Raw genomic sequence first — 14,071 nt, forward strand, 5'->3', positions numbered from 1 at the left:
TTCACTGATCCTCAGCCTGCCCGTCGGGCGGCCGGCCGGGCAGGGTCCGGGGTCTCGGCCCGAGGGCCGTTGGTCCCGTGGAAGCGGCGGGTCAGCCGCAGCGCCAGCCCGGGCAGCACGCCGATCGCGGCGCAGGCGAGCAGGTCGAGCGCGCTGAGCGGGGACGTGCCGAGCAGCTCGCGCAGCGGCGGCAGCAGCACGCCCGCCACCTGGAGGACCGCGGAGATGGCGACCGCCACCGGCAGCGCGAGGTTGCGCTCACGGGAGCCCGGGGTGCGGATCGCGCGGACGGCCAGCGCCACGCCGAGCTGGGCCAAACCGAGCACCACGAAGACCACCGACTGCCAGGGCCGGTCCGACGCCGCGGCCCACACGCCGGCGCCGAGCGTCGCGGCGGCGATGAGCGCGCCGGTGACCAGCACGTCCCGGCCGAGGCCGCCGCCGAGCACCGACTCCTGCGGCGAGCGGGGCCGGCGGCTCAGCGTGCCCGGCTCGGCCGGCTCCGCGCCCAGCGCCACCCCGGGTACCCCGTGGGTGAGCAGGTTGATCCAGAGGATCTGTGCCGGCAGCAGCGGTACGGGCAGCCCGAACAGCGGGCCGAGCAGCATCACCGCGATCTCGGCGACCCCGCCGGCGAGCGCGTAGCGCAGGAACCGGCGGATGTTGTCGTAGATCCGGCGGCCCTCGCCGATGGCGGTCGCCACTGTGGTGAGGTCGTCGTCGACGAGCACCAGGTCGGCGGCCTGCCGGGCGACCTCGGTGCCGCCGCCCATGGCCACGCCGATGTCGGCGCGGCGCAGCGCCGGGGCGTCGTTGACGCCGTCGCCGGTCATCGCGACCACGTGTCCCCGGTCCTGGAGGCCGGCGATGATGTCGAGCTTCTGCTCCGGCTGGGTCCGCGCGTACACCCGGGTGTCGGGGTGGGCGCCGCCCGGGTCGCCGTCGTCGCCGTTGGCGAGCGGGTCGCCGTCGCGCCAGAGCCCGAGCCGGCCGCCGATCGCGGCGGCGGTCGCCGGGTGGTCGCCGGTGATCAGGACCAGCCGGATGCCGGCCTCCTCGAAGCCCGCGGCGATGCCGGGGGCCGCCGCGCGCAGCGGGTCGCCGACCGCGACCAGTCCCAGCGGGCGCAGGCCGGTCGGCCGGGCCGGGTCCGGCGCGGTGTCGACCACGGCGGAGGCGACCGCCAGCACCCGCAGTCCTTCCGCGGCGAGCCGGTGCGCGGCGTCGGTCAGCTCGGCCAGCTCCTCGGCGCCGGCGTCCATCAGCGGCGGGGCCAGCAGGTTCTCCGGCGCGCCCTTGCAGACCACGAGGTAGCGCCCGTCGCAGCGGCGGTGCACTGTGGTCATCCGGCGCAGGTCCTGGTCGAACGGGGCCTCCGCCACCCGGGGCCAGGCCTCGCGGGTGGTCTCCGGGTCCAGGCCGCAGCGGGCCGCGAACGTGACGAGCGCCGCCTCGAGCGGGTCGCCGATCGCTGTCCACTCCGGCCGCTCGTCGGTCGGCGGGGTCAGCGTGGCGTCGTTGCAGAGCAGCCCGGCGCGGGCCAGGCCGCGCAGCTCGTCCGGGGCGCTCACCGGCTCGCCCCGGTGGTGCACCTCGCCGTCGGGCGCGTAGCCGGTGCCGGTCACGGCGTAGCGATCGCGGCCGGGCACGACGGCGTGCTGCACCGCCATCCGCCCCTCGGTGAGCGTGCCGGTCTTGTCGGAGGCGATCACGGTGACCGAACCGAGGGTCTCCACCGCGTGCAGCCGCCGGGGAATGGCCCGGCTGCCGGCCATCCGGCGCGCGCCCAGGGCGAGCGCGAGCGTGACGACGGCGGGCAACGACTCCGGTACGGCCGCCACCACCAGGCTCACCGCGGTGACCGCCATCTGCGTGACCGGGCGTCCGTCGAACACGCCGATCGCGAAGACCAGCCCGGAGAGCACCACGGCGGTCAGGCCGAGCACCCGGCCGAGCGAGGACAGGCGGCGTTGCAGCGGAGTGGGCGCCGGGCGGGTCGCGGCGACCAGGGCGCTGATGCGGCCCAGCGCGCTCGCCGCGCCGGTGCGCACCACGGTCCCGGTGGCGCGGCCGGTGGTGACCACCGTGCCGGCGCTCGCCTCCTCCCCCGCGACCCGGGTCACCGCCACCGACTCACCGGTGAGCGCCGACTCGTCCAGGCTCAGCCGCACCGCGTCGGTGAGGTCCAGGTCGGCGGGCACCACGTCGCCGGCCTCCAGCCGGACCAGATCGCCCCGGACCAGGTCGGCGGCGGGCAGCACGAGGTCACGGCCGTCACGGACCACCCGCGCCGTCGGCGCGGCGAGCCGGTCCAGCGCCGCCACCGCGCGGTCGGCGCGTACCTCCTGCACCACGCCGATCGCGGTGTTGATCAGGACGACCAGCACGATCACCGCGGTGTCGGGATAGTCGCGCAGCAGCGTGGTCACCACGGCGGCGGCCAGCAGCAGCGCCACCAGGGGGTCGGTGAGCTGGCGGAAGATCCGGCCGGCCAGCCCGCGCTTGCGCGGCGCGGCCACCGTGTTCGGCCCGTCGGCGCGCAGCCGGGCGGCCGCCTCGGCCGAGCCGAGGCCGCTCGCGGGGGCCGGAGAGATCTCGGTGGGCGTCGTTGTGCCCTGCCCGCCGTTGCTCACCACATTGCCCTCCATGTCGTCGCCGCCCGCGCCGGGCAATCCCAGCATGCCGCGCGGGCGGGCACGGATCGCAGGGCCGAGGGCCTGTCGGATCCGGGACCAACGGCCCCCGCGGTAGAGGGGGCAGCGCGGCGCGCGGCTCGCCGGTAACGTCCGCGCGGTGAACCGGACACGCAGCGCCGTCGGGCCGAAACCGCCGTCCCGTCACCGGCCGGTCCGCTGGGCGCTCGCGGTGCTCCTGCTCGCGTCGGCCGGATGCGGCAGGGGGATCGGGGAGCAGAGCGGCGACGCGCTGGCGCGCGACACCGCGGCGGTGGAGGCGAAGCAGCTCAACACGGAGCTGGGGCACCGCAACCGGGCGCGGGACGCCGGGTCGATCGCAGCGGCCGAGATCGTCCAGGATCCGAAGGACGCCGCGTCGGGCGGCGGAACGACGGTCCGGCGGGAGGCGCTGGCCTGGTCCGGCCGCACCGCCGGGGACGAGCGGGCCACCGTCGACGTGCGGTTCGTGGTGACAGTGCCGGAGCGGCCGCCGGTGTCGATCGGTGGCGCGAGCAACAGCGCCGGTGAGGCAACGCGCTGCTACCGCTACGAGTTCGAGCTCTACCGCTACACGACGTACAAAGAGATCGACTGTCCGAGCGGCCCCGCTCCCTCACCACCCACCGCCGCGCCGGTGCCGAGGGTGCCCGAGGACGGGCAGAAACGGCTCACCGCCGTGCTGCGTACCGCCACCCCGGAGACGCTGGCGAGCGCGGTGCGGGCGGCGTTCCCGCAGGACTGGATCACCGTCGACACGACAGCGCGCGACGGTGCGCTCGTCGCCGCCGTCGGCGTGCCTGCCGAACGGGACTGCCTCCTGCTCGTCCGCACCCCGGCCGGGAAGATCGAGTCCCCCGGGTACGACCGGATCTGGCTGGAGCCGGGCGAGATCGGCTGCCGGACCGCCCTGTACCTCGCGCCGCCGCGCTGACGTACCGGTTTGCCGCGCGGTCGCCGGGGCACCTGACGGTCATGACTGATCCGGAGCGGTTCCAGCGGCAGCAGGAGGGCGCGCTCGAGCGCGGGCAGGTGTTCCAGGACGCCGAGGGGCGGCGGACCCGGGACCCGGGCGCCGGGGCGGAGAACGCGGAGAGCGAGGCGGACCGCAACGCCGAGCGCCTGGCGCGCGGCGAGGTGGGCCCGGGCGTCCCGGAGGACTGACGCTCCGCAGCCACTTGTCAATGTAGCGTTGACGGGTGACCCTGGCCGGCCTGTCCGAGATCGCCGCGGCCCGGGTCCGGCTGGACGACCGCGAGCTGGACCTGATCGACCGGGCGCGGCATGACGGCGCCACCTGGGCCGAGATCGCGCGGGCGCTGGGTCTCGGCAGCCGGCAGGCCGCCGAGCAGCGCCGGCAGCGTCTCGCGGCGGCCCGGCGGGCCCGCGTGACCCGGCTCGACCCGGCCTGTTCCCCCGCCGTGCCGGCGCTCCGGGCCGCCGTCACCGACCTGCACCGCTGGATCGAGGCGGACCGCTCGTGGGACGCCCGCTTCCCCCGCGCGGCGTTGACGCGCCGCACCTGCGTGCTCGCGCTCGACGCCACCGCCGGGCCGCTGTACGCGTTGGCCGCGCACCTCGCCGACGATCTGGCCGGGGCCGGACCCCGGCTGCCGGCTCCGGCACGCGACGCCGCCGGGCGCATGACGGCGACCCTGTCAACAGGGCATTGACGCAGGCGAGAGGTATTGCCTGGCTGCGACTCACGTCCCGAGGATGAGTCCTCCAGGCTCAACTCTCGGGGGATCCATGCGCCGCAACGCCTGCCTGTTCGTGGCCATCTCGCTGCTGTCCGGCCTGGGCGGAAGCGCCATGGCCCTGGTCTCCGGCATCTGGATCCTGGACCTGACCGGCTCCACCGGGCTCGCGGCGCTGGCCGGCCTCTGCGTCTACGCCCCGACCCTGGCCGGCCCCTGGCTCGGCGGCCTGCTCGACCGGGTGCCCCGGCGGCCCCTGGTGATCGGCGTGGACCTCACGCTCGCCGCCGCGCTGCTGAGCCTGCTGGCGGTTCGAGGGCCCGGCGACACGTGGCTGATCTACGCCGTCTCACTCGCGTACGGCATCGGCTACGTGCTCGTCGACGCCGGCGAGACCGCGCTGCTGCCCGCCGCGCTCCCCCCGGCCCGGCTGGCCGACGTCAACGGCTGGCGGTCGAGCGCGCAGGAGGGCATGAAACTGGTGGCGCCGCTGGCCGGGGCGGGCCTGTACGCGTGGCGGGGCGGGCACGTCGTCGCGGTGCTCGCCGCCGTCGTACCGGTGCTCGTGGCCGCCCTGTACGGCGCGCTGCGCCTGACCCGGGCGGAACCCGCTTTCCCGACCGCGCCCGCGGCAGGGCTGCGGGACGGGCTCGCCGCGCTGCTGGCCCGGCGGGCGGTACGCGTACCGGTGGCGCTCGCGGCGGTGTCCATCGCGATGTCCGGCTTCACCACCGCGGCGCTGTACGACGTGGTGGTGACGAGCCTGGCGCTGCCGTCGACATTCCTCGGCGTGCTGGCCAGCGCGCAGGGCGGCGGCTCGCTGCTCGCCGGGCTGTTCGTCGGGCGGCTCGTCCGCCGCCACGGCGAGATCGCGGTCGGGGTCACCGGCGCCGTCCTGTTCGCCACCGGCTGTCTGGGACGCTGCCTGCCGTGGTGGCCGGGCACGCTCGCCGCCTCGGTGGTGATCGGCGTCGGCCTGCCGTGGACGCTCGTCGCGGCGGTCACCGCCGTGCAGACGTACACGCCGCAGGCGATGCTCGGGCGGGTCGCCGGGACGGCGAACACGGCGATGTTCGGCCCGATCACGCTGGCCATCCCGCTCGGGTCGGCGGCGGTCGCCGTCGGCGGCCGGCCACCGCTGGTGGCCGCCGCCGTGGCGTGCCTGGCCGCGGCGCTGGCGGCGTCCGTCCGGCCGGGTGGTCAGCCCGCGGCCGGCGGGCCGGACAGGTGGCGGATCAGCTCCGGCCGGGAGCGCAGCCGCAGCTTCCGGTAGACGTTGCCGAGGTGGTACTCGACGGTCTTCGGTGACAGGAAGACCCGGGCCGCGATCTCCCGGTTCGTCAGGCCCTCCGCCGCGTGCAGGGCGATCAGGCGTTCCTGGCCGGTCAGCCGGTCGACGGTCCGGTCGCCGGGGTCCGGCGGCCGCCGGCCGGTGGCGTCGATCTCGGTGCGGCACCGCCGCGCCCAGCCCTGCGCGCCGAGCGCCTCGAACAGCCGCAGCGCGGCGTGCAACTGGACCCGCGCGTCCCGGCGGCGCCGTGCCCGGCGCAGCCGCTGCCCGTAGCTGAGCAGCGTCCGGGCTCGTTCCAGCGGGACGACGGCGGGATCGCACCGGGCCAGCGCCGCCGCGAAGACCTCGTCCAGGTCCCGATCGGCGGCGAGCAGGCCCTCGACCCGCCCAGCGGCGGCGCGGGCGGCAGGCCCACCCGTGCCGGCCAGGTCGCGCAGCCGCCGCGCCGACCGCTGCGGGTCGGACAGGTGCGCGTACGCCTCGGCCAGCTCGCCCGCGACGGGGAGCCACCCCGGTTCGGCGATGCCGCCGTCGCGCTGGGCGCGGCGGACGAGTTCCAGCTCGGTCACGGCCTCGCGCCAACGCGCACCCACCACCGCCGCGACGCCGATGGCGTAGCGCAGCCGGACCTCGATCTCCCGGAACTCGCCGGGCAGGAGGCGGCGGGCGTCGTCGACGTGCGCGAGCGCCTCCGGCTCCTCACCGAGCAGCGCCTCCACCAGGGCCAGCGCGGCCAGCGTCTCCGCCCGCAGCACCGGAAGCGCCACCTGCTCGGCGATCCGGACCGCCTCGGATGCGGCCTGGTACGCCGCGTGCAGCCGGCCGGTGCGCCACTCCAGTCCGGCGAGCCGGGGCAGGGCGTACGCCAGCAGGAACACGTCGTCGGTGGCGCGCGCCGAGCCGCCGGCACTCGTCGGCGCGTCCGAGAAGGGCGTCCCCACCGGTGTCCGTGGCCGTGCCGACGCCACCGGCCGACGCCGGTCCGCTGCCCATGACCGCACGCTAGCCGCCGGCGTGGTCCGGGCGGGCGGGCTCGACGCGAACCCGACAGGGGCCCGGAACGCCCTCGTCGACTAGGAGGAACCCGGATCCAGGGACCGCCGGGAATCCCTAGCGTCTGCACCAGCCGTCCGGGCCGTGGCCGGACAGGGCCGGCAGATCCGGGGCGGCGGAACATCCGATCCGAGGGGAGACATCATGATCAGGAAGAGAGCGGCCACTACGCCATCGTCAACTACGGCAGCGGGAAGTGCCTGGAGGTGGACCGGTTCGGCACGCCGTCGTCACTCGGCGGGCCAGTGGTGCAGCGCACCTGCGACGGGCAGGCCGTGCAGCGCTGGTCGCCGGTGGGCCAGAGCACCTACACGTTCGTCAACCAGTTCAGCGGCATGTGCGTGGACGTCCGCAACGGGGTCAACGCCGACGGCACACCGTTGCAGCAGTGGGCCTGCACCGGCACGTCGAGCATGAAGTGGACGGTCAGCCCGAACTCCTTCGCCGGGGTGCACCAGATCAAGTCGCAGATCGGCGGCCGGTGCATGGACGTGCGGGGTGGATCGGACGCCGACGGCGCGACCGTCCAGATCTACCGCTGCACCGGGTTCGGCAACCCGGCCCAGGTCTGGTCGTTCGCAGCCGTCTGACCGGCGCGGATGCGGCCCGTCCCCGGAGGTGAGGGGGACGGGCCGCACAATCGTCAGCGCCAGGTGTCTGTGACGGCGCGGGTGCCGCCGGCCGGCGTGGTGAGCGTCCGGTTCGTGCCGGACTCCCAGGTCACCGTCCCGTCCGGGTTCTTCTTGACGTACTTGTACTCGACAGCGGTGTTCGCGGGCAGGTCGACGGTGGCCCGCCAGACCGGGTACGCGGCCGACGAGAGTGCCACGGCCGCCGCCGGGTTCCAGCTGCCGAGCGCCGGCGTGTTGCCGACGACGAACAAGTTCTGCCCGTAGGCGGTGGTCGCGGTGACGGAGAACGTGGTGGCGACCGCCGTGGAGACGGTGTCGCCGCGGAACGTCTCGGTCACCGCGTACGTGCCGGAGGCCGGGGTGGTGAGCGTCCGGTTCGCGCCGGACTCCCAGGTGACCGCGCCGGAGGCGGTCAGCTTGACGAACTTGTACTCCACAACGGTGGACCGGGGCAGGTCGACAGTGCCGCGGTAGACGCCGCCGCCCTGCGCGGCCAGCTTGACGCCGCCCGCGGGCGTCCACGACCCCAGCGCGGGGACGCTGCCGACGACCCGGACGTCCTGCCCGGCGGCCAGGTTCGCGGTGACGGTGAACGTGGTGGCGATCCGGTCACTCGGGCTGACCGTGGGGGACGCGGTCGGCGAGGCCGACGGGGACGCGCTGGTGCCGGGACGCGCGTTGACGTGGATCGCGACCGCGTCGTTGGCGGGGACGGACACTGTGGCCCGGCCGCCGGACACGGTCACCGTGCCGCCGGTGCAGCCGCTCGCGGTGGCGACGCCGGAGATGACGTCGCAGTACCGGCCGTCGGCGAGCCCGGTGGCGAAGGTGGCGGTGGTGGCGGAGCCGGAGTCGTTGATGCCGATCCAGGCCCGGTCGCCGCGGTGGAAGCCGATCACGTTGCTGTTCACGGTGGTGAAGTCCGAGACGGTCTTCACCGCGCGGGCGGCGTTGGCCCAGCCGACCATGCCCTTGACGCCGGTGGTGCGGCTCAGGCAGGTCCAGACCGCGCCGCAGACCGTGTCGGTGACGCGTCCGGTGCCGTCGTGCGGCGGGGACTGGTTGCGGTTGGACCAGGTGAAGCTGTCGTACACCGACGGCTTGCCGTGCGGGTAGGCCAGCGCGAAGTAGTTGGCCAGCACGTAGTCGGTGCCGTTCTGGTACGACAGGACCAGGCCGTCGCGCTCCAGGTCGTGGTTGGTGACCATGGAGAAGACGTTGGCGCCGGGCGCGTCGAGGTTCCAGTTCGGCACGTTCGCCAGCGCCGAGATGGAGCCTTGGAAGGCCGAGCGGATGCCCTTTGCGTACGCGAAGTCGAGCACGTCGCCGTTGCCGATGTACGCGCGGGCCTGCAACGCGGGGTTGCTCGCCCCGTCGAAGATCTCCTGCGCGACGTACGGCCGCCGGCCCTCGACGACGGTGTTGTTCAGCTTGCCGAGGATGGCCGCGAAGTCGTCCTTGCGGATGTGCTTGACCGCGTCGACCCGGAAGCCGTCGACACCGAGCCCGATCAGGTCGTTGAGATACGCCGCGATCTTGTTCCGGACCGCTTCCTTCTCGGTGTAGAGGTCCGACAGGGACAGCAGCTCGCAGCTGGTCACCTGGGACTCGTTGTTCCAGTCGCTGATCGAGCCGCCGGTCGGGCAGTTGTCGCCGGGGCGGTGGAAGTCGCCGGCGCCGTACGGCACGGCCGGGTAGCTGTAGCCGGAGAACTCGGTGCCGGCGTAGCCGCGCGTACCGGCCGGGTTGTTGGTGCCGGCCATGTGGTTGACCACGGCGTCGACGTAGACGCGCACACCGGCGGCGTGGCAGGCGGTGACCATGGCGACGAACTGCTGGCGGTTGCCGAACCGGCTGTCCAGCTTGTACGACACCGGCTGGTACACCTCGTACCAGGGGTAGGCGCCGTCGGCGCTGGCGGGCAGCTGCACCGACTCCTGCGGCGGGGCCACCTGCACCGCGCCGTAGCCGGCGGGTCCGAGGTGGTCGGTGCAGGCGGCGGCGACCGAGGTCCAGTTCCATTCCCAGAGGTTGGCGGTCACCTCGCTGTCGTTGAGCACGACGGCGGCGCGGGCGGGTGCGGCGGTGGTGGTGGCAGCCGCGACGGCAACCGTGCCGCCCGCCGCGACGAGCGCGGCGGCGAGCAGCAGGCGACCGGCACGGCCACGGGGGTGCGGCCTGACGGAATGCATGGCTGGGGGACCTCTTCCGTGGGTTCGAAAGGGTGAGCGGGGGTGGGGCGGCCGTCCCGGGTAGCGAACACCATGCGACATCCATGAAAGACTTTGCAATACCTTGCGGCAAAGTTTTCGAAACCAGCAGGCAACATCGAGGCACTTAGGTGGCCCTCCACCTGGATTCATCCAGACAGGACAGTGCGAATCGGCCACGGACGCGAGTCCCGGCGCTCGGGACAACCGGCCGTTTCGCGGGACGGTCGCAAGTTCCGAGCAGGTTTTCCAACGTTTGCGGCCCGACCGCATCCACCCTCGCCGGATCGCCCGCCGAAGGCGGGCCTGGGTGAGGCCGGCCGGGTCAGTAACGCCGGCGCGGCAGCCACCCCAGAAAGCGCGCCCTGGCCTGTGCGAGCGGCATGGCCGGCATGTCCTTGGTGGCGGCGACGAGACAGGCGCCGAGATAGACGGCGAGCCCCGCGGTCGTACCGCCGAACTCGACGAGCAACTGGCTCTGCTTGGTGGGACACGGCCAGGCGGCGGCGCAGCCGCTGCACTGCCAGCTCGGCGGCAGCGGCAGGTGCGCGGGCGGGGCGTAGCGGCGGGCCGCGCTGTTGCGGCTTCGCCGGTCCGGGCGCCCGGCTTCCGGCACCGGCCCCGCGAGGCGCTGGCGGGCCCGGGTCAGCGCCGCACCGACCTGGCCCAGCGCCTCCACCCCCACCCGCTGGGCCAGCACGGCGGTGAGCAGATGATGCCCCACCGCGTCGAACTCGGCCAGGGTCCATTCGCGTCGCTGGCAGAACTCGCGCAGCGCGTGGCCTTCGGCGCTGGACGGATGCGCCAGGGCCTCCTGCAGTGTCTCCCGCACCGCGGCGCCCAGCGCCGGCTCGTGCCCCCGGAGCCGGCCCACCACACGATGATCATCCAGCAGCTGCCGGAGCGACTCCGCGGCCGCTTTCCGGGCCACGTCCCGCGCGTACGCCATGTCCACCTGTGCCCCCTCGACCCCTCGCAGCGAGCCACAACGGCGTCGACTTTTCCGCACTGTCCAATGCGGAGCTAGACCCGTGAGCGCACAGAAGACACGCCACTGATCGCTTAGCGCAAAAACCATTGATGGGATTCACCATATGCAGGAATCCCATCAGGTAATAGCATTGGGAGAAGCGAGAATGTTTCGCGCTCGTTACGACGGCTTCCATTTCCGGGCGAATGCGGCAGGAGGGCGACGTGAGGTGTCACCCCATCGTCAGCCACCACTTCAGCAGCCGACGGCCGGACGTTGTTCACCATTACCTCACCGAGGCGTACGGCACGCAAGGCATGCGCATCCGCGGCGGCGGATACCGCCTCAGCCACCACCGAATCAACGCCGGCTCGTTCCGGATGGACCGGGTCGCGCAGTCCGGCGATCTGCGCATCGACGTCGAGCAACTCGATTCCGTTGTCGTCTGCCAGAGCACGAGCAGCATGGTGAGCCGTGTCAGTGACGGCGAACTGCGTCCCTTCCGCCCCGGAGACGTGTTCCTGAACGCGCATCCGGGCCGTCCGTACCGGATCCGGTGGCGCCGGGGCGAGGTGCTCCTGGTCCAGCTGGACGCCGGCCTGCTCCACCAGGTCGTCTCCCCCGCACCCGGACGCCGGCCCGCGCCGATCCGGTTCACCGACCTCCAGTCGGCCTCCCCGGTCCTGGCCGAACACTGGCGGTCCACCGCCCGCTACGTCCGCCATGCCGTGCTGGGCAACCCCGAGGCGAGCCGCCAGCCGCTGGTTCTCGGCGCGGCGGCGCGCACCCTCGCGACGGCCGCGCTGGCCGTCTTTCCCAACACCGCACTGACCGACCCGACGCGCCAGGACCGGCGGGACGCCGGAGCGCCGGCGCTTCGCCGGGCCATCGCCTTCATGGAGGAGAACGCCCACCGGGACATCAGCCCGGCGGACGTGGCCGTCGCCGCCGCCGTGTCCGTGCGATCCCTGCAGTTGGCCTTCCGGCGGCATCTGGACAGCACGCCGGCGGCCTACCTGCGGCGCATCCGGCTGGAGCGGGCACACCAGGAGCTGTGCATGGGCGATCCGCGGCGCGAGACCGTCAGCCGGATCGCCACCCGCTGGGGTTTCCTGAGCCACAGCAGGTTCACCGCTCACTACCGGTCCGTGTTCGGCATCCCACCGAGCCGTACGCTGCACGGCTGACCGGACGAGCCCCGGCCCGTCGCGGCGCGACGGGCCGGGGCTCGCTGGTGTCCGGCGGATCAGGCCAGGTCGAAGCGGTCCAGCTCCATGACCTTCGTCCAGGCGGCGGCGAAGTCGCGGACGAACTTCTCCCGCGCGTCGTCGCTGGCGTAGACCTCGGCGAGCGCCCGCAGCTGCGAGTTGGAGCCGAAGATCAGGTCGACCGCGGTCGCGGTCCACTTCACCTGGTCGGTCGCCAGGTCCCGGATCTCGTACACGTGCTCCTCGGACTCCGACGCCTTCCACCGGGTGCCCGGGGAGAGCAGGTTGGCGAAGAAGTCGTTGGTGAGCACGCCGGGCCGGTCGGTGAGCACGCCGTGCGACGCGCCGCCGACGTTGTTGCCGAGCGCGCGCAGGCCGCCGACCAGCACGGTCATCTCCGGCGCGGTCAGGTTCAGCATGTACGCCCGGTCGACGAGCAGCACCTCCGGCTGGGTCTTCTCGCCCGGCCGCAGGTAGTTGCGGAACCCGTCGGCGCGCGGCTCCATCACCCGGAACGACTCGACGTCGGTCTGCTCCTGGGTGGCGTCGGTACGCCCCGGGTGGAACGGCACGGTCAGCTCGACGCCGGCGTCCCGCGCCGCCTGCTCGACAGCGGCCGAGCCGGCCAGCACGATCAGGTCCGCCAGCGAGATCTGGGCGCCGCCCGCGGCGTTGAACTCCTGCTGGATGCCCTCCAGGGTGGCCAGCACGGTGGCGAGCTGCTCCGGCTGGTTGACCTCCCAGTTGCGCTGCGGCTCCAGCCGGATCCGCGCGCCGTTGGCGCCACCGCGCTTGTCGGTGGAGCGGTAGCTCGCGGCCGAGGCCCAGGCGGTGGAGACCAGCTGGGCGGTGGTGAGGCCCGACTCCAGCACCTTCGCCTTGAGCGCGGCGACGTCGGCGTCGCTCACCAGCTCGTGCGCGACGGCCGGCACCGGGTCCTGCCACAGCTGGGCCTCCGGCACCCACGGGCCGAGGAAGCGGCTGACCGGGCCCATGTCACGGTGCAGCAGCTTGTACCAGGCCTTTGCGAACGCCAGCGCGAACTCGTCCGGGTTCTCCAGGAAGCGGCGGGAGATCTTCTCGTACGCCGGGTCGACGCGCAGCGACAGGTCGGTCGTCAGCATCGTCGGCTTGTGCTTCTTCGACGGGTCGTGGGCGTCCGGGATGATCGCCTCGGCGTCCTTGGCGACCCACTGCTTGGCGCCACCCGGGCTGGTGGTCAGCTCCCACTCGTAGCCGAAGAGGATCTCGAAGAACCGGTTGGACCACTGCGTCGGCTTGTCGGTCCACGTCACCTCGAGACCGCTGGTGATCGTGTCCCCGCCCTTGCCCTTGCCGTACGTGCTGAGCCAGCCCAGGCCCTGCGCCTCCAGCGGCGCGGCCTCCGGCTCGGGGCCGACGTGCTGGTCGGCGGGGCCCGCACCGTGGGTCTTGCCGAACGTGTGGCCGCCGGCGATCAGCGCGACGGTCTCCTCGTCGTTCATCGCCATCCGGCGGAACGTCTCGCGGATGAAGTGCGCCGCCGCGAGCGGGTCGGCGTTGCCGCGCGGGCCCTCCGGGTTGACGTAGATCAGACCCATCTCGGTCGCGCCGACGCCGGCCACCATGTCCTTCTCGGAGGCGTACCGCTCGTCGCCGAGCCAGGCGTCCTCGGGGCCCCAGAAGATCTCCTCCGGCTCCCAGACGTCCTCACGGCCGAAGCCGAAGCCGAAGGTCTTGAAGCCCATCGACTCCAGCGAGACGTTGCCGGCGAGCACCAGCAGGTCGGCCCAGGAGATCTTCTGGCCGTACTTCTGCTTGACCGGCCAGAGCAGCCGGCGGGCCTTGTCCAGGTTGGCGTTGTCCGGCCAGCTGTTCAGCGGGGCGAACCGCTGGCCGCCGTCGCCGGCGCCACCGCGGCCGTCCTCGATGCGGTAGGTGCCCGCGGCGTGCCAGCTCATCCGGATCATCAGGCCGCCGTAGTGGCCGAAGTCGGCCGGCCACCAGTCCTGCGAGGTGGTGAGGACCTCGGCGATGTCCCGCTTGAGCGCCTCGACGTCGAGCTTGGCGAACTCCTTGGCGTAGCTGAAGTCCGGCCCGAGCGGGTTGCCCTTGTGCGAGTGGGTGTGCAGCACCGACAGGTCGAGCTGGTTGGGCCACCAGTCGCGGTTGGAACGCGGACGACCGCCGGTCTTCGGGGTGGGCGAGTCGATCGCCGGGTTCTCGCTCTCGCTGCCGTGCGCGGTCACGGAGTCGTGCGCGACCGGGCAGCCGGCCGCCTCCTTGGCGTCCACGCCCTGCGGGCTGACGGGCCGGTTGTCCTGGGTGTCGCTCATCTGTTTCCTTCCGAACTGGCGGA

Annotated in this window: 11 protein-coding genes; 6 read left to right on the forward strand and 5 right to left on the reverse strand. The window is 73.7% G+C overall.

Annotated features, from left to right (window positions below; translation table 11 throughout):
* Positions 1-11: 11 nt before the first annotated feature.
* Positions 12-2,681 carry a cation-translocating P-type ATPase gene (locus FHU28_RS22425; RefSeq protein ID WP_184686448.1) on the reverse strand — a complete coding sequence of 890 codons (2,670 nt, stop codon included), beginning with the start codon at positions 2,679-2,681 and terminating at the stop codon, positions 12-14.
* Between the two features lie 112 nt (positions 2,682-2,793).
* Between FHU28_RS22425 and FHU28_RS22430 the strand changes: the two genes are divergently transcribed.
* From FHU28_RS22430 to FHU28_RS22445, 4 genes are all read left to right on the forward strand, one after another.
* Entirely contained in the window at positions 2,794-3,606 is an 813-nt protein-coding gene (locus tag FHU28_RS22430) for a hypothetical protein (protein ID WP_311773638.1), read from the forward strand.
* 41 nt (positions 3,607-3,647) lie between these two features.
* Positions 3,648-3,836, forward strand: coding sequence for a ribonuclease (locus FHU28_RS22435; RefSeq protein ID WP_116506572.1), 189 nt, complete (start codon positions 3,648-3,650; stop codon positions 3,834-3,836).
* Positions 3,837-3,871: 35 nt separating this feature from the next.
* Complete coding sequence (locus tag FHU28_RS22440; RefSeq protein WP_184686449.1) at positions 3,872-4,345, forward strand: hypothetical protein; 474 nt, start codon at positions 3,872-3,874, stop codon at positions 4,343-4,345.
* Between the two features lie 76 nt (positions 4,346-4,421).
* On the forward strand, positions 4,422-5,642 hold the full coding sequence (locus FHU28_RS22445) for an MFS transporter (RefSeq protein ID WP_184686450.1): 1,221 nt from the start codon (positions 4,422-4,424) through the stop codon (positions 5,640-5,642).
* Here the strand turns inward: FHU28_RS22445 and FHU28_RS33115 are convergent.
* Positions 5,570-6,601, reverse strand: coding sequence for a helix-turn-helix transcriptional regulator (locus tag FHU28_RS33115; protein ID WP_184686451.1), 1,032 nt, complete (start codon positions 6,599-6,601; stop codon positions 5,570-5,572). The two genes, FHU28_RS22445 and FHU28_RS33115, sit on opposite strands and share 73 nt — an antisense overlap.
* Before the next feature lie 234 nt (positions 6,602-6,835).
* Here FHU28_RS33115 and FHU28_RS22455 point away from each other — a divergent pair, with 234 nt between their 5' ends.
* Positions 6,836-7,303 (forward strand): RICIN domain-containing protein, encoded by a 468-nt coding sequence (locus FHU28_RS22455; protein ID WP_311773703.1) that lies wholly within the window; start codon positions 6,836-6,838, stop codon positions 7,301-7,303.
* Between the two features lie 53 nt (positions 7,304-7,356).
* Here FHU28_RS22455 and FHU28_RS22460 read toward each other — a convergent pair whose 3' ends face one another.
* Together FHU28_RS22460 and FHU28_RS32800 are read right to left on the reverse strand one after the other, a co-directional pair.
* Positions 7,357-9,537: a carbohydrate-binding module family 20 domain-containing protein gene (locus FHU28_RS22460; protein ID WP_184686452.1), complete on the reverse strand. Its 2,181-nt coding sequence runs from the start codon at positions 9,535-9,537 to the stop codon at positions 7,357-7,359.
* A gap of 343 nt (positions 9,538-9,880) precedes the next feature.
* On the reverse strand, positions 9,881-10,510 hold the full coding sequence (locus tag FHU28_RS32800; RefSeq protein ID WP_260413077.1) for a hypothetical protein: 630 nt from the start codon (positions 10,508-10,510) through the stop codon (positions 9,881-9,883).
* 239 nt (positions 10,511-10,749) lie between these two features.
* On the opposite strand from FHU28_RS32800, the gene FHU28_RS33120 reads away from it, so the two are divergent.
* Positions 10,750-11,712, forward strand: a complete 963-nt coding sequence (locus FHU28_RS33120) for an AraC family transcriptional regulator (protein ID WP_184686453.1) — start codon at positions 10,750-10,752, stop codon at positions 11,710-11,712.
* Between the two features lie 59 nt (positions 11,713-11,771).
* Here the strand turns inward: FHU28_RS33120 and katG are convergent, their stop codons facing one another.
* A complete protein-coding gene (katG, locus tag FHU28_RS22475; protein WP_184686454.1) occupies positions 11,772-14,048 on the reverse strand; it encodes a catalase/peroxidase HPI in 2,277 nt (758 codons plus the stop codon).
* Between the last annotated feature and the right edge of the window lie 23 nt (positions 14,049-14,071).

Origin of the sequence: Micromonospora echinospora, assembly GCF_014203425.1 — a bacterium.
Classification (GTDB): domain Bacteria; phylum Actinomycetota; class Actinomycetes; order Mycobacteriales; family Micromonosporaceae; genus Micromonospora; species Micromonospora echinospora_A.

What these genes read in the sequence shown, in the direction of transcription:
- FHU28_RS22425 (WP_184686448.1), bottom strand. Translation starts at nt 2,681, where the DNA reads ATGCTGGGATTGCCCGGCGCGGGCGGCGACGACATGGAGGGCAATGTG.
- FHU28_RS22435 (WP_116506572.1), top strand. Translation starts at nt 3,648, where the DNA reads ATGACTGATCCGGAGCGGTTCCAGCGGCAGCAGGAGGGCGCGCTCGAG.
- FHU28_RS22445 (WP_184686450.1), top strand. Translation starts at nt 4,422, where the DNA reads ATGCGCCGCAACGCCTGCCTGTTCGTGGCCATCTCGCTGCTGTCCGGC.
- FHU28_RS22460 (WP_184686452.1), bottom strand. Translation starts at nt 9,537, where the DNA reads ATGCATTCCGTCAGGCCGCACCCCCGTGGCCGTGCCGGTCGCCTGCTG.
- katG (WP_184686454.1), bottom strand. Translation starts at nt 14,048, where the DNA reads ATGAGCGACACCCAGGACAACCGGCCCGTCAGCCCGCAGGGCGTGGAC.